The following is a 20,707-nucleotide window of genomic DNA, read 5'->3' as shown; positions in this document are numbered from 1 at the left end:
GTCTCGTTCTCCTAGGCTGCCAGTTCGAGAATTTCGCGGACCTGTGCCGGCCCTTCGATCTTGCGCGGATTGCGGGGCACCCAGGGTGTCGCCATCGCCTGCTGTGCGATGCGGTCGAAATGCTCGGGTCCGACTTTGACCTCGCGCAGGCTGCGCGGCATTCCGAGCCCGCGAATGAAATTATCGAGCACTTCGCTGGCGTCCTTGCCCGGATACCCCATCGCGGCTGATACCAGCGCCTGGCGCTCGGCATTCACAGATATGTTCCAGCGCATCACGCTCGGCAGCATCACGCACGACGTATGGCCGTGCGGCACGCCGAATTCGGCGCCGAGCACATAGCCGATGCCGTGGCTGGCGCCCATCGGCACGCCCGCGGCCAGCGGGCCGGTCGAGAGCCAGGTGCCGATCTGGCAATCCATCCGCGCGTCGAGATCGCGGCCATTGGCCTTCACCCGCGGCAGCGCCTGCGCCAGCAGCGCAAGCCCCTTCAGCGCCTGCGCGTCGGCATAGGGATGCGCTTCGCGCGCGCAAATGCCCTCGACGCAGTGGTCGACGGCGCGAATCCCGGTCGACAGCCACAGCCATTCCGGCGTGTGCAGGCCGATCGCGGGATCGAGGATCACGGCGCGCGGCATCACCAGCCGATGGCGCAGCGCTTCCTTGACCTTGGTCCGCTCGTTGGTAACGCCGGCGTTGGCGGTGAATTCGCCGCCGGCGATCGTCGTCGGCACGCTGATCTGCCGCACCGCCGGCGGGTTCATCGGCGGCGGCGCGCCGGCAACGGCCCTTATTTTGTCGATGCCTTCGACGGTCGTAATGTCATTGGCGAGGCAGAGCTGCACCGCCTTGGCGCCGTCGGTGATCGAGCCGCCGCCGATGGTGACGATGAGGTCGGCCTTGGCGACACGAGCCTGTTCGGTGGCCGCTATCACGGCCGCCCGCGGCGTATGGGCGGGCATCGCGTCGAACGTCCCGACGCAGCGCGGCCCCAGCATGTCGCGAATGTTCCTGATCGCGTCGGTCTCACGGTTGAGCGTGCCGCTGACCATCAGGAACGCCCTGACCGCACCGAGCCGGGCCATCTGCTCGACGATCACCTCGGATGCCGGCCGTCCGAACACGACCTCATCCATGGCGCCGAATACCACACGCCCTCTATGCACGCTTGTCCTCCCCGGACATTTTGGTTTTGTTGGCAGGGAGGTTAGCGGAGGAAATTCCGGACGTCATGCCCGAAGATGATGCGGGTGGGGAGGTGGTGCTGTCTCGCATCGTCGTCCCGGCCTTGAGCCGGGACCCATACTCCGCGGCGGTTGTTGTTGCAGAAGGTCTCTGACGCCGGTGTTCCTATCGGGTGGCCGCGGCGTATGGGTCCCGGGTCAAGCCCGGGACGACGCGGATATGGTTCCGCATTCCCGCGGCGGGTTTCGCCCGGGTCGTTCAAATCGTTCGCCCCCAAATCCAGATGGCGCAGGGAATGCCGGATGCGCGCTGCACCCGCGGTCTCATGTGCGATTGTGCATAAGAATGCTGCACATGAGCATACAGGGCAGCGGAGAGCATCCGACATTCCCTGCGCAATGGCTTTACGGCTTATGACGCGCTCTCCCCGGTGAGACGGCCTCTATTGCCACCGTCGCCCCTCGGAAGCGTTAGCTCCCGAAAGACTTGACGCCGTTACGGGCGCCAGGACCACACGCTTTCGCCGTACGCTTCAGCCGCGACCGTCAATCGCAACCTCAGCGTCCACCGCGACCCGCCCCTCGTTGTGACGATGGCCAACGCCCTCTGAGTGGGACGGGATGACGATAGCTGCGCACTGATTTGGGTCGGATGGCAACAAGAATAATTTTGATTTGCAGAAATTTTGGACTTGACATGATTTCTGTAAACCCGAACTGATTTGCCCGACGGGCTACTATGTCGCACCCAGCCGTTATTGCGAGCGCAGCAAAGCAATCCACGACGCCGCGTTACGAGAGATGGATTGCTTCGCTTCGCTCGCAATGACGATCCCGCGCGGTGAAGGATGGGTGGGCCACCGCGCCGTACAGATGCCGCCACCTAGACAAAATCTTCCAGCACCTCCTCCACCGGCCTACCCGCCAGATCGGATCGGGCCAAGCGCACCGTGATTCCGACCTTGCCGAGCGTATGCGGGATCGGCGGGCTGAATTTGGCGACGCCAACGGTAATGCTGTCGATCAAGGCGAAGCGCCGCAGCAGGCCGATCGCAACAGCTTCCCCGAGCGCTTCCAGCGTTTGGTATTTCGTCGCGCCGGCAAGACTCACGGCGGCATCCACCACAGCGTCATAGCGGATCGAGGCATCCAGCCTGTCGTCCCGGTGCGTCGGCGCCGCCTTCAGCGTCGCGTCGATGTCGAAGGTGAATTTCTGGCCGAGGCGGCGTTCTTCCTCGAACAGGCCGTGGTACCCGAAGGTCTGCAATCCTGATATCTGGATGGTCGTCAGCATGGGCGCTCCTTCATCTGAAGGTGGATCGGATTTTTTCCGATTGCCCAGGCGCGCGGCTGAATACCTCGCGCTTCCCGATGGTGCCCCATCTGCGATCGCCAGTCGCGCGAGAGTGTGAGTATACGGGCGCAACGGTCGGGGCTCAAGTGTAAGCCGAAAACTTGTAGGGTGGGCAAAGGCGCGTTTGCGCCGTGCCCACCACAGTTTGGCGTCATAAAAAGATGGTGGGCACGCTGCGCTCTGCCCACCCTACCAAGAGCTAATCATTGCTCGCCGGCGTCTGGATGAAGCCGCGATTATGTGTCGGGCTGATCAGGATCTCGTTGACGCAGACGCGCGGCGGTAGGCTGGCGACGAACGCGATGGTGCGGCCGCAATCCTCGGGCTGCAGCATCTTCGCCAGCTCGGTTTCGTTCGGCGGCACCGGGCGCGATTTCAGGATCGGGGTTGCGACCTCGCCGGGCGACAGGCAGCAGGCGCGCAGCCCGTTGACGCATTCGTCCATGTTGAAGGAATGGGTCAGCGCCAGCACCGCATGCTTGGTGGTGGTGTAGGCCGGGCCCGTCATCTTCGAGACATGACGACCGGCCCAGGACGCGACGTTGATGATGCAGCCATCCTGCTGCTTGCGCATCGCCGGCAGCACAGCGCGCATGCAGAACATGACGCCGTTGAGGTTGATATTGACGACCTTGTCCCAGCCCTCCGGTTCCACATCCGCCCAGCTCCGCTTCGGTACGTTGACGCCGGCACTGTTGACCAGGAGGTCGATCCGGCCGTGCTTGGCGAGGATCTGGTCGGCGACCTTGTTGACGTCGGCCCTGTTGCTGACATCGAGCGCGATCGCCTCGGCCTTGCCGCCCTTTTTGGTGATGTTGGCCACGACCCGGTCCAGCTCGGCCTGGCGGCGTCCCGAAACCACGACGGTCCAGCCGTCCGCCGCGAGATGCTCCGCGCCGGATTCACCGATTCCCGTGCCACCGCCCGTCACCCAGGCCACGCGTTTCCCATTATTTGACATGCAAACTGTCTCCGTTGCTTTGTGAGGGGCGTTTTTGCTAATCCAGCCGGCGAAAACTCCGGCCATTGCCCCTCAGGGAATGTTGCATGAACACCACCGCCAGCGCCAACCTGTTTTCCCGCCTGTTCGACAAGCTCGACGATCCCGCCCGGCTCGCGATCGAGATGTTCGACGGCACGCGCATCAGCTATGCCGATCTGATCGCCCGCGCCGGCCAGATGGCGAATGTGCTGGTCGCGAGGGGCGTCAAGCCGGGCGACCGCGTGGCGGCGCAGACCGAAAAATCCGTGCCGGCGCTGGTGCTCTATCTCGCCACGGTACGATCAGGCGCGGTGTATCTGCCGCTCAACACCGCCTATACGCTGAACGAGCTGAAATATTTCATCACCGACGCGGAGCCGTCGCTGGTGGTGTGCGACCCCTCCAAGGCTGAGGGCATCGGCGTGATCGCGGCCAAGGTCAACGCCAGGGTCGAAACGCTCGATGCCAACGGCAAGGGAACGCTGACGGACGCCGCCGCCAGGGCGGACGCTTCGTTCGCAACCGTCGCCCGCGCCAGCGACGACCTCGCCGCGATCCTCTACACGTCGGGCACCACGGGCCGTTCCAAGGGCGCGATGCTGACGCACGACAATCTCGCCTCGAACTCGCTCTCGCTGGTCGATTATTGGCGCTTTACCAGGGACGATGTGCTGATCCACGCGCTGCCGATCTATCACACCCACGGCCTGTTCGTGGCCAGCAACGTCACGCTGTTCGCGCGCGCTTCGATGATCTTCCTGCCGAAGCTCGATCCCGACCTGATCATCAAGCTGATGGCGCGCTCGACCGTGCTGATGGGGGTGCCGACCTTCTACACGCGGCTGCTGCAGAGCCCGGCGCTGACCAAAGACTCCACTAGGCACATGCGGCTGTTCATTTCGGGCTCCGCGCCGCTGCTCGCCGACACCCACCGCGAATGGTCGGCTCGAACAGGTTTTGCCATCCTCGAGCGCTACGGCATGACCGAAACCAACATGAACACCTCCAACCCCTATGACGGCGACCGCGTGCCCGGCGCCGTCGGCCTTCCCTTGCCCGGCGTCTCGGTGCGCGTCACCGACCCCGAGACCGCCAAGGAACTGGCGCGCGACACTATTGGGATGATCGAGGTCAAGGGCCCGAACGTGTTCAAGGGCTACTGGCGGATGCCGGAGAAGACAAAAGCCGAGTTCCGCGACGACGGCTTCTTCATCACCGGCGATCTCGGCAAGATCGACGACAAGGGCTATGTGCACATTCTCGGCCGCGGCAAGGATCTGGTGATCTCCGGCGGCTTCAACGTCTACCCGAAGGAAATCGAGAGTGAGATCGACGCCATGCCGGGCGTGATCGAATCCGCCGTGATCGGCGTGCCGCATGCGGACTTCGGCGAAGGCGTCACCGCGGTCGTGGTCTGCAACAAGGGCGCCGACATCAGCGAAGCCTCGGTGCTGCAAGCGCTCGACGGGCGTCTTGCGAAATTCAAGATGCCGAAGCGCGTCTTCGTCGTCGACCAACTGCCGCGCAACGCGATGGGCAAGGTGCAGAAGAATATTCTGCGGGATACTTACGCAAAGATTTACGCAAAATAGTAGCCGTCGCCTGTCCGGGTGAGGCGGCGCCTGCGCCTATGAAATTCTGGGCTCCATGCACGGCAAGCTGGAAGCCCCGCTCGTCAAGGCGTTCAGGGAAGTCGCCTTGAACCGCTGAGGGCGCGCGAACGCGCGCCGATGTCGATGATGTTTCCTACAGCAGGCTGATCACAAACCGGCTGCCGACAATGAAGAGGTAGCAGCCGAACGCGATCTCCAGGTTGCGCTTTGACATCGCATGCGCCGCGCGCACGCCGAGCGGCGCGGTGAGAAGGCTGGTCGGCATCACAAGCAGGGCGCCGATCAACGAGACGAAGCCGATCGCGAACGGCAGCTGCAGCGCGGTGACATCCGGGTAGCGTGCCGCCGCGGGCCAGCCGGCATAGATGTAGCCGAGCGCGCCGGGGATCGAGATCAGCACCGCCAGCGCCGAGGAGGTCGCGACCGCCTGATGAATGGGACGGCCATAGAACGTCAGCAGAAGATTGGCGAACAGGCCGCCGCCGACCCCCATCAGGGTCGACAGCAGACCGATGAAGAATCCATAGAGCCGCATCAGCGGGCCCTTGGGGATGTCGTCGCCGAATTTCCAGTTGTCGCGCGCCAGCAGCAGCCGCGCGGCGGCCGACCATGCCACGCCGACGAAGACGATCTTGAACAGCCGCTCCGGCGCATAACGCGCGGTGATGCTGCCGGCGATGACGCCGATGATGATCGGCAGCCACCACAATTTGAGCACGCCGAGATCAACCGCGCCGCGGGCGTGATGGGCGCGAAACGAACGGATCGAGGTCGGGATGATGATGGCGAGCGAGGTGCCGATGCAGAGCGGCATCCGCACATCAAGCGGCACGCCGGCAAGGCGGAAGCACTCATAGAACACCGGCACCAGGATCGCCCCGCCGCCGATCCCGAAGATGCCGGCAAAAAACCCCGACACCGCGCCAACCGCAACCAGCATCAGCGCCAGTTCGACAAGCTCGACGAGATTAAGTCCGGCCATCACAATCCCGCCTGCACGTTGAGGAACACCGCAGCGTTACCCGACGAATCGGGGCGCGACCATTGCCGCGCTGGCGGCAGCTCTTGCGATCAAATGCAGGGCTTGAAATGCAGCGTCGGACCGGGACGCGCGGCCAGGGCGTGCGCTGGATTCGCATATCCGGTCGGCTCTGCGGGAATAGCCTGAACGCGCTCGGGAACGGCCGGGAAGGGACGCCGTCCGCGCCACGACCTCGGGCCGCCGGTCACGCCACCGCCGACCCCTTTATACGCGCAGGCAGCGACAGCTCACCACAACAAACGAACGATGATTCGTTCTTTCTGTGAGCGAGCGCAGGCGTGGTATACCAAGCCGCTGATCGCCCTCGTTTCATCCTTGATCTAGTAATGAACGACCGTTCGATTTCGTGGCATTTGATCGTTGCGCTCGCTGGTTCGACTACGTAAATAGAATTGCTTTAACGCGATCCCCGATGGGCCGCACCACGTCCCGCCAACTTCAAAGCCGCCGAATGACCGCCAGGATCGAACGACCGCTTTCTCCCCATCTGCAGACCTACCGCTGGACGCTGACGATGGCGCTGTCCATCGTCCACCGCGCCACCGGCGTGGCGCTGTATTTTGGAACCCTGCTGCTGGCCTGGTGGCTGATCGCCGCCGCCTCGGGCCCCGGCGCCTACGCCAATGTGCAGGCTTTTACCGGCAGCTTCATCGGCAAGCTGATCGTGTTCGGTTACACTTGGGCGCTGATGCATCATTTGCTGTCCGGGCTCCGGCACCTGGTCTGGGACCTCGGCTACGGCTTCAAGGCCAATGAGCGCGAGGCCCTGACCTGGGGCGCGCTGATCGGCGGCATTTCGCTGACCATCCTGGTCTGGATCATCGCCTACATGACCATCGGAGGCGGACGATGAACGCGCCCAAATCGCCTTCCATGCGCACGCCGCTCGCGCGCGTCCGCGCCCTCGGCTCCTCGCATTCCGGCACTTCCGATTTCTGGCGTCAGCGCCTCACTGCGGTGGCGATGACGCTGCTGATCGTCCCTGTCATCGTGGTCGTGCTGATGCTGCTCGGCAGCAACCAGGCGGGTGCCAAGCAAATCTTCAGCTCGGTGCCCATCGCGATCATCATGCTGCTCTTCATCCTCGCCAGTGCCTGGCACATGAAGATCGGCATGCAGGTCGTGATCGAAGACTATGTGCACAATGAGAAGATCAAGCTCGCCAGCGTGATGGCCAATAATTTCTTCTGTATCGCGGTGGCGCTCGCCTCGATTTACGCGATCCTCAAAATGTCATCGGGAGTTTAGCCCATGGCCTCTGAAGGTAACGGCAAGGCCACCAACGGCAGTGGCGGTCCAGGAAGTGGTCCTGCGACCAACGGAAAAGCCTATCCGATCGAAGACCACACCTATGATGTGGTGGTGGTCGGCGCCGGCGGCGCCGGCTTGCGCGCCGTGGTCGGCTGCTCCGAGGCGGGCCTGCGCACCGCCTGCATCACAAAAGTATTCCCGACCCGCTCGCACACGGTCGCCGCGCAGGGCGGCATTTCGGCGGCGCTCGGCAACATGCACAAGGACGATTGGCGCTGGCACATGTACGACACCGTCAAGGGGTCGGACTGGCTCGGCGACCAGGACGCCATCGAATACATGGTGCGCAACGCGCCCGAGGCGGTCTACGAGCTCGAACATTGGGGCGTGCCGTTCTCGCGCACCGAAGACGGCAAGATCTACCAGCGCCCGTTCGGCGGCATGACGATGGATTTCGGCAAGGGCCAGGCCCAGCGTACCTGCGCCGCCGCCGACCGCACCGGTCACGCCATGCTGCACACGATGTACGGCCAGGCGCTGCGCCACGCCGCCGAATTCTACATCGAGTTCTTCGCCATCGACCTCATCATGGACGACCAGGGCGTCTGCCGCGGCGTGATCGCGCTCAAGCTCGACGACGGCACGCTGCATCGGTTCCGCGCCCAGACCACGATCCTCGCCACTGGCGGCTACGGCCGCGCCTACGCCTCCTGCACCTCGGCGCATACCTGTACCGGTGACGGCGGCGCGATGGCGCTGCGCGCCGGCCTGCCGCTGCAGGACATGGAGTTCATCCAGTTCCATCCGACCGGTATCTATGGTTCGGGCTGCCTCGTTACCGAAGGTGCGCGCGGCGAAGGCGGCTATCTCGTCAATTCCGAGGGCGAGCGCTTCATGGAGCGCTATGCTCCATCAGCCAAGGACCTCGCCTCGCGCGACGTGGTCTCGCGCGCGATGACCATCGAAATGCGCGAAGGCCGCGGCGTCGGCAAGAAAAAGGACCACATCTATCTGCACCTCGATCATCTCGATCCCAAGGTGCTGCAGGAAAGACTGCCGGGCATCTCCGAATCGGCGAAGATCTTCGCCAATGTCGACGTCACCCGCGAGCCGATCCCGATCACGCCGACCGTGCACTACAATATGGGCGGCATCCCCACCAATTATCACGGCGAAGTGCTGACCAAGCGGGACGGCGACGACAACGCGACCGTGCCCGGCCTGATGGCGCTCGGTGAAGCCGCCTGCGTCTCCGTGCACGGCGCCAACCGGCTCGGCTCCAACTCGCTGATCGACCTCGTCGTGTTCGGCCGCTCCGCGGCGCTGCGTTGCGCCGAGAAACTGACCGCGAACGGCAAGCAGCCGGAGCTGCCGGCGGACTCCGCCGAACTGGCGCTCGGCCGGCTCGATCATTATCGCTACGCCTCCGGCGGCACGCCGACCGCAAAACTGCGCGACAGCATGCAGCATGTGATGCAGAGCAATTGCGCCGTGTTCCGGACCGGCGAAGTCCTGAGCGAAGGCCAGAACCTGATCCACAAGGTGCATGGCGGCATCGGCGACGTCGCGACCACGGACCGCTCGCTGGTCTGGAACTCCGACCTGGTCGAAACCCTCGAATTCGACAATCTGATCGTGCAGGCAGTGGTGACGATGGACTCGGCGGCCAACCGCACCGAGAGCCGCGGCGCCCACGCCCGCGAGGATTTCGCCGAACGCGACGACAAGAACTGGATGAAGCACACGCTGGCGTGGATCGACGGGCGTGGCAAGACCACGATCGATTACCGCCCGGTGCACGACTACACGATGACCAACGACGTGCAGTACATCCCGCCGAAGGCGCGGGTGTATTGATCAGAACAAAAGCAGCCGTCATTCCGGGATGGTCCGAAGGACCAGACCTGGAATCTCGAGATTCCGGGTTCGATGCTGACGCATCGCCCCGGAATGACGAAAGGTTAGAGGAATGGTTGAATTCGCGCTTCCGAAGAACTCCAAGATCACCGGCGGCAAGACCTGGCCGAAGCCGGCGGGCGCGACCGAGACGCGCGAGTTTCGGGTGTATCGCTGGAATCCGGACGACGGCAAGAATCCAAGCGTCGACACCTATCATATCGATACCAGCGAATGCGGGCCGATGGTGCTCGACGGCCTGATCTGGATCAAGAACCACATCGATCCGACGCTGACCTTCCGCCGCTCCTGCCGCGAAGGCGTCTGCGGTTCCTGCGCCATGAACATCGACGGCCAGAACACGCTGGCCTGCACCAAGTCGATGCACGACGTCAAAGACGGCGCGGTCAAGGTCAACCCGCTGCCGCACCAGCCCGTCGTCAAGGACCTGGTGCCTGACCTGACCAATTTCTATGCGCAATATGCCTCGATCGAGCCGTGGCTGAAGACCACCACGCCGACGCCGCAGAAGGAATGGAAGCAGAGCCACGAGGACCGCGAAAAGCTCGACGGCCTCTACGAATGCATCCTGTGCGCCTGCTGCTCGACCTCGTGCCCGAGCTACTGGTGGAACAGCGACCGATTCCTGGGCCCCGCCGCGCTGCTGCAGGCGACGCGCTGGGTTACCGATTCCCGCGATGAAGCCACCGGCGAGCGGCTCGACAATCTCGAAGACCCGTTCCGGCTCTACCGCTGCCACACCATCATGAACTGCGCCAAGGCCTGCCCGAAGGGTCTCAACCCGTCGGAAGCCATCGCCGAGCTCAAGCTGAAGCTGGTCGAGCGGCAAATTTAGCTAATTTGTGCCGAGTATCCCGGCAAACGGCCGGGTCGGCACCGGGCAAAGTTTCAGCTTCTGCGCCGCTTTGTTCCGTTACAGGTTTGACGTAACATTCGCTCCGGAGCAGGAGCGCCCGTGCAGACCGCACAACGCAATTCGCTGAGATTGCTGCAATGGATGATGGCCGCCTCGCTGGCCCTCCCGCTGGCGCTGTTCATCTTTGCATCCGCGATTTCCTGGATCTCGATCAACGAGACCGCCGACCGGGAAATCGAACGCTCGCTCGATGTCGTGCACGAGCACGCGCTGAAAGTGTTCGAGACCATCGACCGCAGCATCTCTGAAATCGCCGAGGTGATCCGCGGCATTCCGGACGCCGGCATTACATCCCGAGAGGAAGCGCTGCATCAGCGGCTGAAGCAGCTTGTCGGGTCGCTGCCGCAGGTGAAATCGACCTGGATCTTCGACGCCAGGGGCCGCGCGCTCGTCAACAGCCTCGTGATGCCCCCGCCCGAGATCGACTTCTCGGACCGGGATTATTTCAACGCGCATGTCGCCGGCGACATCGGAACCTATATTGGCGAGGCGCTGACGCCGCGGCCGCCCTATCAGGGCGCGCCGTTTTTCGGCTTCAGCCGGCGGCGGCAAACCGAGGACGGCAGCTTTGCCGGTGTGATCCAGGCGTCGGTACTGCCGGAATATTTCGAGAAATTCTACGCCCGGATCGGCCGTGAGCCCGGCAGCTTCTTTGCGCTCGCCCTGACCAACGGCGCGGTGCTGGCGCGCTTTCCGACCGTCGATCAGGAAGCGCGGCTCGACCTCTCAGGACCGGTCGGACAGCAGATCGCGGCGAACCCCAAGGCCGGCCTCATCACCGTGACGTCGCCGACCGACGGCATCGAGCGCCGCCTCGGCTACCAGCGGCTCGCCGAATATCCGATCTATATCAGCGCCGGCCTTGAGACGTCGGCAATCCGGGCGCGCTGGTTCTCCACCATCAGCCAGCACCTCATCTTCGGCGCGCCGGCCACCGCCCTGTTGTTTTTCCTGCTCGCTTTCGCCCTGCGTCGAACGCGGCATCTTTATGCCGAGGCTGCCAAGCGGCAGGAGGCCGAGGAAGCGCTGAAGCATGGCCAGCGGCTCGAGGCGCTGGGGCAACTCACCGGCGGCGTCGCGCATGACTTCAACAATCTGCTCACCGTGATCCGCGCCTCCGTCGATCTGTTGCGGCGGCCGGACCTGCCGGAGCCACGCCGGCTGCGCTACATCGACGCGATCTCGGACACGGTCACGCGCGCGGCACGACTGACGACCCAGCTTCTGGCGTTCGCGCGCCGTCAGACACTCAAACCGGAACTGTTCGACGTCGGCCAGAACGTTCAGATGCTGAGCGAGATGATCAAGACGCTGATCGGATCGCGGGTCGAGATTGAGATCCATGGGCCGGCCGAACCGTGCGTCGTCAATGCCGATGCCGGGCAGTTCGAAACCGCGATGATCAACATGGCGGTCAACGCCCGCGACGCCATGGACGGCCGCGGCAGGCTGACCATCACGGTGCACACGGCAACTGAATTGCCCAGCGCCGCCATAGGTTCGCCAAACCCCCGCAACCAGGATTCCATCGGCCAGAATCGCGCCGACCAAAAACCCACCGGCTATGTCGCCGTCTCCGTCGAGGATACCGGCGTCGGCATTCCCCAGGAGCAGTACGGTCGCATCTTCGAACCGTTCTTCACGACCAAGGAGGTCGGCCAGGGCACCGGGCTCGGCCTGTCCCAGGTGTTCGGTTTCGCCAGGCAATCCGGCGGCGAAGTAGTGGTGGCCAGCGAAGTGGGAAAGGGCAGCGTTTTCACGCTGTACCTGCTGCGCGCCACCGGTGACGGCAAGCCGCAGCAGATGACGGTGGAAGATGCTCCGCCGCTCGACGGCAGGGGTATGTCGGTGCTCGTGGTCGAAGACAATATCGAGGTCGGGAAATTCGCCACCGACGCGCTGGCCGAACTCGGCTACGGCACAACCCTGGTCGACAACGCCACGCACGCGCTGGAAGAACTGGCTACTGGCGCCGACCGCTACGACGTGGTGTTCACCGATGTCGTGATGCCGGGCATGACCGGCATCGAGCTGGCGCAGGAAATTCGCCGTTACCATGCCGATCTGCCGGTCGTGCTGACCAGCGGCTACAGCCACGGCCTGTCCGAAAGCGGCAGCGACGGTCTGGAGCTGCTGCAAAAGCCCTACTCGATCGAGCAGCTTTCGCGCGTGCTGCACGCGGTCGCCCGCTGGCGCATGATGAAACGCGCCACCACGACGCGGGCGTCCTGAGATTCAGCACGTCAGCGGTATCATTCGCACCTCGTCATGGCCGGGCATAGCCGTCTGAAGGAGGCGTCGCTCGCGCTCGCCCATGACGTGGGGAAGCACCGTCAGGGAACCTTCTGATTTTCTTCGCGTTACCGGGCCATGGCCAAGACTGATAGTAAGTCCGATGCGAAGCCCGCCGTAAAGTCCGAGCCTTCCTCGAAGAAATCCGATTCCTCGAAGAAATCCGCTGCCGCGAAACAAGCCGCTGCCGAAGAGTCAGCGGCCGAAAAGGCCGAAATTATCGATGTCGTCGCCGAGGACGGCGATCGCGTCGACCCGCCGCCGCCGGAGGTGGTCGAGCCCGACCCGGAATTGTCGCCTGAGGAGGCCGAGCAGGCGCGTAAAGATTATCTGCTGACGCGCTTCTGGATCAGCGCGCGCGGCTATTGGGGCAAAAGCGGCGACCGGCTGGCGTGGGTGTTTTCGATCGGGCTCTTGATCCTGATCGTCGTCAATGTCGGATTCCAATACGGCATCAATGTCTGGAACCGGGCGATCTTCGATGCCATCGAGAAGCGCGAATCCGCCACCGTCTTCTATCTCTCCGCGGTGTTCTTCCCGCTTGCGATCGGCAGCGTGCTGCTCGGCGTCGCGCAGGTGTTCGCGCGGATGGGTATCCAGCGGCGCTGGCGGGGTTGGCTGACCAGCTCTGTCATGACGCGCTGGCTGACCAGCGGCCGCTATTACCAGCTCAACCTCGTCGGCGGCGACCACAAGAATCCGGAACACCGCATCGCCGAGGATCTTCGGATCTCGACCGACTCGCCGGTGGATTTCGTCGCCGGCGTCACCTCGGCGTTTTTATCCGCCGCGACCTTCATCGTGGTGCTCTGGACCATCGGCGGCGCGCTGACGGTGACGCTCGGTGGATCAACGGTGACGATACCCGGCTTTCTCGTCATTGCCGCGGTGGTCTACGCCGCGATCGCCTCCGGCTCGATCATGGCCATCGGCCGCCGCTTCGTGCAGGTGTCCGAAGACAAGAACCAGGCCGAGGCCGAATTCCGCTACACGCTGACCCGGGTGCGCGAGAACGGCGAGAGCATCGCGCTGCTCGGCGGCGAGGAGGAAGAGCGCGACGGTCTCGACAAGAACTTCTCCAATGTGCTGCGGCAATGGTCGCAGCTCGCCCGCCAGCACATGCGCACTACCCTGGTGTCGCAGGGGTCGGGACTGATTGCGCCCGTGGTGCCGCTGTTGCTGTGCGCGCCGAAATACCTCGACGGCAGCATGACGCTCGGACAGGTGATGCAGGCGGCCTCCGCCTTCACCATCGTGCAGACCGCGTTCGGCTGGCTGGTCGACAATTATCCGCGCCTTGCCGACTGGAACGCCTGCGCGCGCCGGATCGCCTCGCTGATGATGTCGCTCGACGGGCTGGAGCGGGCCGAACGCGGCGACGGATTCGGCCGCATCAAGCGCGGCGAGACCGAGGGCGAGGCCATGCTCAGCCTCAACGATTTCTCGGTGACGTTAGACGACGGCACCGCTGTTGTCGGCGAGACCGAAGTCGTGATCGAGCCCGGCGAGCGCCTGCTGGTGGCCGGCGAATCCGGCACCGGCAAGAGCACGCTGGTACGCGCGATTGCAGGCCTGTGGCCATGGGGCGGCGGCAGCGTCAACTTCCATCCCGACCGCCGGCTCTTCATGCTGCCGCAGAGGCCGTACATTCCCACCGGCACGCTGCGCCGCGCGATCGCCTATCCCGGCGCCGCCGAGGACTGGAGATCCGAACAGTTCTGCGAAGCCCTGCACAAGGTCGGCCTCGACCATCTCAAGGAGAAGATCGAGGAAGAGGCGCCGTGGGACCAGACATTGTCGGGCGGTGAAAAGCAGCGGCTGGCGTTCGCGCGGCTGTTGCTGCACAACCCCGACATCGTGGTGCTGGACGAGGCGACCTCGGCGCTGGACGAAAAGAGCCAGGACAAGATGATGGAGATCGTCATCAAGGAGCTGCCGAAAGCAACCATCGTCAGCGTCGCCCATCGCGCCGAGCTGGAAGCATTTCATAGCCGCAAGATCGTGCTGGAGCGGCGCAAGGGCGGCGCCAAGCTCGTCAGCGACGTCGACCTGATCCCGCGCAAGGGCAAACGCCGCCTGCTCGGCCGCTTCCTGCGCCAACGCAAGCCGCCGAAAAAGGCGGCGTGATATTTCTTCCCTTCTCCCCTTGTGGGAGAAGGTGGCGCGTAGCGCCGGATGAGGGGTCTCTATCCTCACATCGAAATCTTACCGTGAGGAGAGAACCCCTCACCCGTCTTCGCTGCGCGAAGCCACCCTCTCCACAAGGGGAGAGGGGAAGAGAAGCGTCGTTGGCCTTGCCAGCAAAACCGGCTATGCATGCGCCGCTTTCCACCGAGGATATCCGTTTGAAGCCCGACAACGACCCCACGCCCGCGCCGTTCGGCGCGTTCGCACCGAATGCTGCGCAGGCCGCGATCATTGCGCTGGCGCACCGCTCGCGGCTGAAGCGCGGCGCGTTCCGGCCGATGCTGTCGCGACTGGCCAATCTTTTTCGCGCGGGGCCGGTGGACGTGCGCTATCAGGGCGCATCGTTTCGTTTCTATCATCAGGCCAGCGCCACCGAGCGCGGCGCGCTGTTCAATCCGGACTACAACATCGAGGAGCTGGATTTCTTGCGCGCGCATACGCCTGTTGGCGGCGTGTTCGTCGATGTTGGCGCCAATGTCGGCACCTATGCGCTTGCGCTGGCGCGCCATGTCGGCGCCAGCGGCAAGGTGGTCGCGATCGAGCCGCATCCGGTCACGCATGCAAGGCTCGCCTTCAACAACGCCGCCTCGGGCTTTACCCAAACCAGACTGGTCGCCGCCGCCGCCGGTCCCGCCGATGGCGAACTGATGATCGAGACCGATGGCGACAATCTCGGCGCCAGCCATATCGTGTCGGGGCAGGCCTCAGCCAAGGCGATCAAGGTGCCGTCGCTGCGGCTGCAACGCATCCTCGACGAAGCCGGCGTCTCGCATGCCGATGCGCTGAAGATCGACGTTGAAGGCTTTGAAGACCGCGTATTGACCGGCTTCTTCAGGGACGCGCCGCAATCGCTATGGCCGCGCGCGGTGGTGATCGAACATTTGTCATCGAATGAATGGCAGAATGACTGTATCGCCGACATGCGCGCGCGAGGCTATGCCGAAACCGGCAAGACCCGCAGCAATACGCTGCTGGTGCGCGGCTGAACCGACCATCTTCTAACCAAGGGAGAGTTCGATGATCGACCATATCGGTTTTCCGGTTTCGGATTATGAGCGCGCCAAGGCGTTCTATGTGAAGGCGCTGGCGCCGCTCGACTATGTGCTGGTCATGGAAGTGACGCAGGAGCAGACCGGCCATGATCCCGCCGCCGGCTTCGGCGCTGGCGGCAAGCCGGATTTCTGGATCGGCGGCGAAGGCGGCTTGAACAAGCCGCTGCATGTCGCGATCCTCGCCAAGGACCGCGCCACCGTCGATGCCTTCTACAACGCCGCGTTGGCTGCCGGCGGGCGCGACAACGGCGCGCCCGGAATTCGCGCGCATTATCATCCGAACTATTACGGCGCCTTCGTGCTCGACCCCGACGGCCACAACATCGAGGCGGTCTGCCACACGGCGGGTGACTGACGCGCCGGGGTGACTGGCGCACCGGGGTGACTGACGCCGGGTGACTGACGCACCGGGATGATCGGTTCCGTCAGGCTCGCTTCGGGAACCTCACGGCGTCCGTTCCGTTATCGAGGATGCCGATCGAACCTCCCGAAATCCCGCCGCCTACGCCGGGAAAACCAACCGAGCCACCGCGCGAAGATCCTCCGGGCAATCCCCGTCCGGAGGTGCCGCCACCGATGCGCGAGCCCGGCGCGCCGCCGCCGCCGCAGGAGTTGCCGGGCAAGACGCCGGATGAACTGCCGGTGCGCGGGCCGAACGGACCCTCGACGCCCAATCCGGCCACAGATCGGCCACAGGGAGGAATTTGACTTTGATCTGAAAGCGCCGCCTGAATACGCAATGAACAATTGCGCATGCAACCCGTTGCGCCCTCGAAATAAAAGGCATTCGCGCTTTCCAGCCCGCCACAATCCGGCCTAACGATTAGCCGTTGATCGACCCGCCAAACGATTCCTCTGCTGCCAGAACCTTTCCAGGGACCAAGAACATCATGACAAACCTTCGCATCGTGCTGCTTGCCACGACCGCTCTGACGGTGACGCAGATCGCGACATCCGCGTCGCATGCGCAAAATGCGCCGCTGGTCGTCGCACAGGCCAGGGAAGAACTCGGTCCCGACGGAAAGCCCAAGGCGCCGCCAAAGGCCGCGCCGCCGCCAGCTGCGAAGCCACCGACTCCGCCCGCGCCGCCACCAGCTGCGGCTCCGCCTCCGCGCCCGGCACCTCCGCCGGCTCCCCCGCCTGCTGCGGCGCCTCCGCCGCGTCCCGCACCGCCGCCGGCACCACCCGCTGCCGCGCCGCCGCCGCGGCCGACACCTCCTCCCGCGCCGCCCCCGGCGGCTACGCCGAAGCCACCGGCACCGCCCGCCGCTGCACCGCCTCCGCGTCCAACGCCGCCGCCGGCTGCAGCTCCACCCGCGCGTCCGACACCAACGCCGCCGCCGGCTGCGGCTCCGCCCGCGCGTCCGACGCCAACGCCGCCGCCTGCTGCAGCTCCGCCCGCGCGTACGCCGCCTCCGCCGGCGGCAACCCCTACGCCTGCGCCGACCGCATCGCCGCCCGCTGCGGGCAGCACAACGACGACACCCGGCGCGCGCCCGGGCGCGGGCGCGCCGCCGGCTGACACCAAGCGTGTGCCGGGAGCGCCGGCCGCAGCCCCCACGCCAGCGCCAACCGCTACGCCGTCGCCAACCGCGCCTCCGGCCGCGGGAGCGCCTTCGACACCTCCTGCCGGCGCAGCACCGACAGCGCCCTCGCGTCCTGGCGCAACAACGCCGCCCGCCGCGGGTGGCGCGACGACGACACCTCCGGGCGGTCAGCCGCCACGCCCCGGTCAGCCACCCGGCGCACCGCCGGCTGCCGGAACGACACCGCCTGCTGGCGCACCGCCGGCCGCCGGAACGGCGCCGCCTGCGGGTGCGCCTCCATCAGCCGGAGCGCCAGCGGCTGGCGCGCCCACGCCTCCGCCGCCCGGCCAGCAGGGACGCCCGGCCGTTCCGCCCGCGCCTCCCGCCGGCGCTCCGGCCCCAAGTACCGTCCCTGGATCGGCAGCCGCAACAGCACCGCCCGGCAGATCACAAAATGCTCCGCCGACGGTTGCACCGGCCTTCCGGGCCGCACCCACGGTCACAACGCAACTGCCGCCACCGCCACCGCCACGGCGGGAAAACATGACGCCGCTCGCCATCGGCGCGGGCGTTGTGGCAGGCGCCGTGGTCGGCGCGACCATCGCCGACTACCGCAACCAGCGGCGAGAAACCATCGAAGGCGGCCGCACCATCTACACCGAGCCGGACCGGATCATCATCCGCGACCCGAGCGGCCAGCAATACGTCCGCGGCAACGATCTCTATCGCTTCCGTTATGGTGCGCGTGACATCCAGACCGAGACCGTCGGCGGCGAAACCCGCACCGTCGTGATCCGGCCGGACGGCAGCCGGATCATCACCGTGGTCGGCAGTGACGGACGGCTGCTGCGCCGCATCCGCCGCGACGAACGGGGCCGCGAGATCATCATCATCGACAACAGCTACCGCGATCCGCGCGCGGTCGGTGGCTTCTATGTCGACCTGCCGCCGCCAGTGGTCAGCATGCCCTACGACCGCTACATCGTCAGCGCGGACGAAGCGACCCCGGAAGTGATCTATGACACGATGGTGGCGCCGCCGGTGCAACGGATCGACCGACGCTACTCGCTCGACGAAATCCGCTACAGCCCCAATGTCCGGATGCAGATGCCGAGCATCGACGTCAACACCATCAACTTCGCCACCGGTTCGTGGGAAATCCCGCCGGACCAGACGGCGAAGCTGCAGGCGATCGCCGACGGCCTCAACCGGGCGATCCAGGCCAACCCGCGCGAGGTGTTCCTGATCGAAGGGCACACCGACAGGGTGGGCTCCGACGTCGACAATCTCTCGCTGTCGGACCGCCGCGCAGAATCCGCCGCAACGCTGCTGACGCAGCAGTTCGGCGTGCCCGCGGAGAACCTGACCTCGCAGGGTTACGGCGAGCAGTATCCGAAGGAGCAGACGGACGGACCGAGCGAGATCAACCGGCGCGTCACGGTCCGCCGCATCACCCCGCTGCTCAATGGCGGTCAGGCGGCGCTGCCGCCGCCCCCGCCCGGCACCGCGCCGCCGCGCCGCTGAGATCGGTCAGCACCATATGAAAATGGCCGGGAGCAATCCCGGCCATTTTTTTGTGTCAGGCGCTGAGCGCCCGCGGCGGCAGACAGGCGTCACAGATCGCCGCCACGTGACGGTGGTCGGTACCGCAACAGCCGCCCAGAATGCGCATCGCCGGAAACGAGCGCCAGAGATTCGAATAGCGCCGGCCGAGATCCTGCGGATCGCCTGCATCGAGCGTCGCAGACTCATCCAGCTCAGTATGGCTCTTGGCCGATGCATTGGCTCTGACGCCATGGATACGCTTGACCCAGGCCTCGTCGGCCTTCAGCGCATGTTCGAAATGCGTCGGATGCGCGCAATTGACCAGGAAGTATTCGACCGAATCCTGGGTCGCGCGATCCACCGCCTCGATCGCTTCGCGCAACGTCTCCCCGTTGACCAGACGGCCGTCGGTTTCCACCGTGAACGAGATCACCGCCGGAATCTGCTGCGCCCTGGCCGCACGCGCGATGCCGATCGCTTCATTGATGGTGTTGAGCGTATAGGCCGTCACCATGTCGGCGCCGCCTTCGACGAAGGCGGCGATCTGTGCGCCATGATAGGCCTCGGCTTCGGCCGCATCCATGTTGCCGGCCTTGTACCCGTCGCCGCGCGGCCCGATGGCGCCGCTGACGACGCAGGGCGTCATCGGCTTTTCCCATTCGGCGCGCAGCTCCTCGAGCAACCCGATCCCGCGAATGTTGATCGCCCTGAGTGCCGCGGCATCGTACCCGAGCTTGGCGCCCCAATCGGGGTTGGCCCGCCATGTCGGGCTGTCCAGCACAAAGCCAACGCCATGGTCGCGCGCGACAGCCATATAGGCCTGGTAGTATCGCTTCAGCGTGACCCGGCCTTCCGCGCTGTCGAGCAGCACGAAGGCGGCGAAGTGGGGCAGATCAATCCCTTCATGGAAGATAAGCGTCGTTTCCATGCCGCCATCGGTGAGGAAAATGCCGCCGCGGCGTTGCGGCAGATCGGTTCGATATTTTGTCATTGCAATATCTCCAATCGCCAAAAAGGCGCTGTTGATAGGTCTGGCGCGGCGCGCCCTGGTCTGGCGGAACTGGTGCCGCATAGTGTCGCGGTTTCCTAGGCGGCTCGTGGTGCGGCTGAATGTCGGGCTGTAAAATGCTAGGAAATCAGACGGTTGCGCGGCGCGCACAAAATCGCGGCGCCGGCACGCGGAGTCAAAACCGTACCGCAAGTACAGTTTCTGGAGACACGCGATGGGAAAAGGCGAAGCGACGCGCGAGCGAATTCTCGAGATCGCGGAAGCGGCCGTGCTCGCGAAGGGATTTGGCGCCACCTCGATCGACGAAGTGATCGCGGAGGCCGGCCTCACCAAGAGCGGTTTCTTTTATCACTTCAAGGACAAAAATGCGCTCGCGCGCGAAATGCTGCGCCGCTACGTCAAGACCAACGACCAGCTGTTCGACGACATCTTCGCGCGCGGCCGGCAGCTCTCGGACGATCCGCTGCAGGCGTTCCTGATCTCGCTGAAGCTGCTCGCCGAAGTGATGGCCGATCTGCCGAACGGGCATCCCGGCTGCCTGATAGCCAGCGTCTGCTATCAGGAGCGGCTGTTCGACCGCGAGGTGCGCGAGCTCACCGCACAGTCGGTGCGCGACTGGAACGCGCGCTTCCGCCACATCCTCGACGGCATCGCCGCCGTCCATCCACTGCGGGAGCCAATCGATCTCGACGATCTCGCCGACATGATGTCCTGCATTGTCGATGGGGCGATCATCATGTCGAAAACGCTGAACGATCCGAGCCGGCTGGAACGCCAGATCCTGATCTTTCGAAGCTGCGTGAAGCTGCTTTTCTCAGCTCCATCGCTGTCCTGACG

Annotated in this window: 19 protein-coding genes and 1 riboswitch; of the genes, 12 read left to right on the top strand and 7 right to left on the bottom strand. The window is 64.8% G+C overall.

All coding sequences use genetic code 11. From position 1 onward, the window contains the following. Positions 1-11: 11 nt before the first annotated feature. From JQ558_RS21400 to JQ558_RS21390, 3 genes are all read right to left on the bottom strand, one after another. Positions 12-1,166, bottom strand: a complete 1,155-nt coding sequence (locus JQ558_RS21400; protein WP_212294883.1) for an iron-containing alcohol dehydrogenase — start codon at positions 1,164-1,166, stop codon at positions 12-14. Positions 1,167-2,067: 901 nt separating this feature from the next. Beyond that, on the bottom strand, positions 2,068-2,478 hold the full coding sequence (gene folB / locus JQ558_RS21395; protein ID WP_212294881.1) for a dihydroneopterin aldolase: 411 nt from the start codon (positions 2,476-2,478) through the stop codon (positions 2,068-2,070). 35 nt (positions 2,479-2,513) lie between these two features. Then, a riboswitch (ZMP/ZTP riboswitch) is annotated at positions 2,514-2,594 on the bottom strand. 143 nt (positions 2,595-2,737) lie between these two features. Then, the gene (locus JQ558_RS21390) at positions 2,738-3,499 is read right to left on the bottom strand and encodes an SDR family oxidoreductase (RefSeq protein WP_212294879.1); all 762 of its coding nucleotides are present in this window, start codon (positions 3,497-3,499) and stop codon (positions 2,738-2,740) included. An 86-nt stretch (positions 3,500-3,585) separates the two neighbouring features. Here JQ558_RS21390 and JQ558_RS21385 point away from each other — a divergent pair, with 86 nt between their 5' ends. Beyond that, a complete protein-coding gene (locus tag JQ558_RS21385) occupies positions 3,586-5,112 on the top strand; it encodes a malonyl-CoA synthase (RefSeq protein WP_212294877.1) in 1,527 nt (508 codons plus the stop codon). A gap of 154 nt (positions 5,113-5,266) precedes the next feature. Here JQ558_RS21385 and JQ558_RS21380 read toward each other — a convergent pair whose 3' ends face one another. After that, a complete protein-coding gene (locus JQ558_RS21380) occupies positions 5,267-6,118 on the bottom strand; it encodes a sulfite exporter TauE/SafE family protein (protein WP_212294875.1) in 852 nt (283 codons plus the stop codon). A 508-nt stretch (positions 6,119-6,626) separates the two neighbouring features. Between JQ558_RS21380 and sdhC the strand changes: the two genes are divergently transcribed. The 9 genes from sdhC to JQ558_RS21335 all read left to right on the top strand — a co-directional run bounded on the left by sdhC (position 6,627) and on the right by JQ558_RS21335 (position 16,498). Next, complete coding sequence (gene sdhC, locus JQ558_RS21375) at positions 6,627-7,028, top strand: succinate dehydrogenase, cytochrome b556 subunit (RefSeq protein WP_212204059.1); 402 nt, start codon at positions 6,627-6,629, stop codon at positions 7,026-7,028. 20 nt (positions 7,029-7,048) lie between these two features. Next, entirely contained in the window at positions 7,049-7,423 is a 375-nt protein-coding gene (gene sdhD / locus JQ558_RS21370; RefSeq protein WP_211994682.1) for a succinate dehydrogenase, hydrophobic membrane anchor protein, read from the top strand. Between the two features lie 3 nt (positions 7,424-7,426). Next, positions 7,427-9,283 (top strand): succinate dehydrogenase flavoprotein subunit, encoded by a 1,857-nt coding sequence (sdhA, locus tag JQ558_RS21365; protein WP_212294873.1) that lies wholly within the window; start codon positions 7,427-7,429, stop codon positions 9,281-9,283. A gap of 112 nt (positions 9,284-9,395) precedes the next feature. Further along, complete coding sequence (locus tag JQ558_RS21360) at positions 9,396-10,178, top strand: succinate dehydrogenase iron-sulfur subunit (protein WP_192739357.1); 783 nt, start codon at positions 9,396-9,398, stop codon at positions 10,176-10,178. 120 nt (positions 10,179-10,298) lie between these two features. Continuing rightward, positions 10,299-12,491, top strand: coding sequence for a hybrid sensor histidine kinase/response regulator (locus JQ558_RS21355; RefSeq protein WP_212294871.1), 2,193 nt, complete (start codon positions 10,299-10,301; stop codon positions 12,489-12,491). A gap of 138 nt (positions 12,492-12,629) precedes the next feature. Beyond that, the gene (locus JQ558_RS21350) at positions 12,630-14,678 is read left to right on the top strand and encodes an ABC transporter ATP-binding protein/permease (protein WP_212294869.1); all 2,049 of its coding nucleotides are present in this window, start codon (positions 12,630-12,632) and stop codon (positions 14,676-14,678) included. A 218-nt stretch (positions 14,679-14,896) separates the two neighbouring features. After that, a complete protein-coding gene (locus JQ558_RS21345) occupies positions 14,897-15,724 on the top strand; it encodes an FkbM family methyltransferase (protein WP_212294867.1) in 828 nt (275 codons plus the stop codon). 31 nt (positions 15,725-15,755) lie between these two features. Beyond that, complete coding sequence (locus JQ558_RS21340) at positions 15,756-16,145, top strand: VOC family protein (RefSeq protein ID WP_212294865.1); 390 nt, start codon at positions 15,756-15,758, stop codon at positions 16,143-16,145. Between the two features lie 116 nt (positions 16,146-16,261). After that, the gene (locus JQ558_RS21335) at positions 16,262-16,498 is read left to right on the top strand and encodes a hypothetical protein (protein ID WP_212294863.1); all 237 of its coding nucleotides are present in this window, start codon (positions 16,262-16,264) and stop codon (positions 16,496-16,498) included. 115 nt (positions 16,499-16,613) lie between these two features. Here the strand turns inward: JQ558_RS21335 and JQ558_RS38375 are convergent, their stop codons facing one another. Together JQ558_RS38375 and JQ558_RS38370 are read right to left on the bottom strand one after the other, a co-directional pair. Next, on the bottom strand, positions 16,614-17,315 hold the full coding sequence (locus JQ558_RS38375; RefSeq protein WP_409410557.1) for a hypothetical protein: 702 nt from the start codon (positions 17,313-17,315) through the stop codon (positions 16,614-16,616). A gap of 50 nt (positions 17,316-17,365) precedes the next feature. Further along, entirely contained in the window at positions 17,366-17,791 is a 426-nt protein-coding gene (locus JQ558_RS38370) for a hypothetical protein (RefSeq protein WP_409410556.1), read from the bottom strand. Positions 17,792-17,859: 68 nt separating this feature from the next. Between JQ558_RS38370 and JQ558_RS38365 the strand changes: the two genes are divergently transcribed. Continuing rightward, complete coding sequence (locus tag JQ558_RS38365) at positions 17,860-18,840, top strand: OmpA family protein (protein WP_312014729.1); 981 nt, start codon at positions 17,860-17,862, stop codon at positions 18,838-18,840. A 55-nt stretch (positions 18,841-18,895) separates the two neighbouring features. Here the strand turns inward: JQ558_RS38365 and JQ558_RS21325 are convergent, their stop codons facing one another. After that, a complete protein-coding gene (locus tag JQ558_RS21325) occupies positions 18,896-19,852 on the bottom strand; it encodes a homocysteine S-methyltransferase family protein (RefSeq protein WP_212294860.1) in 957 nt (318 codons plus the stop codon). A gap of 232 nt (positions 19,853-20,084) precedes the next feature. Here JQ558_RS21325 and JQ558_RS21320 point away from each other — a divergent pair, with 232 nt between their 5' ends. Beyond that, positions 20,085-20,705, top strand: coding sequence for a TetR/AcrR family transcriptional regulator (locus JQ558_RS21320; protein ID WP_212294858.1), 621 nt, complete (start codon positions 20,085-20,087; stop codon positions 20,703-20,705). The last annotated feature ends 2 nt before the right edge of the window (positions 20,706-20,707 follow it).

This window comes from Bradyrhizobium sp. AUGA SZCCT0160 (genome assembly GCF_018130105.1).
In the GTDB taxonomy this organism is placed as follows: Bacteria; Pseudomonadota; Alphaproteobacteria; order Rhizobiales; family Xanthobacteraceae; genus Bradyrhizobium.
Note: the sequence above shows the minus strand (reverse complement) of the source record. Positions and strands in the feature narration are given on the sequence as shown.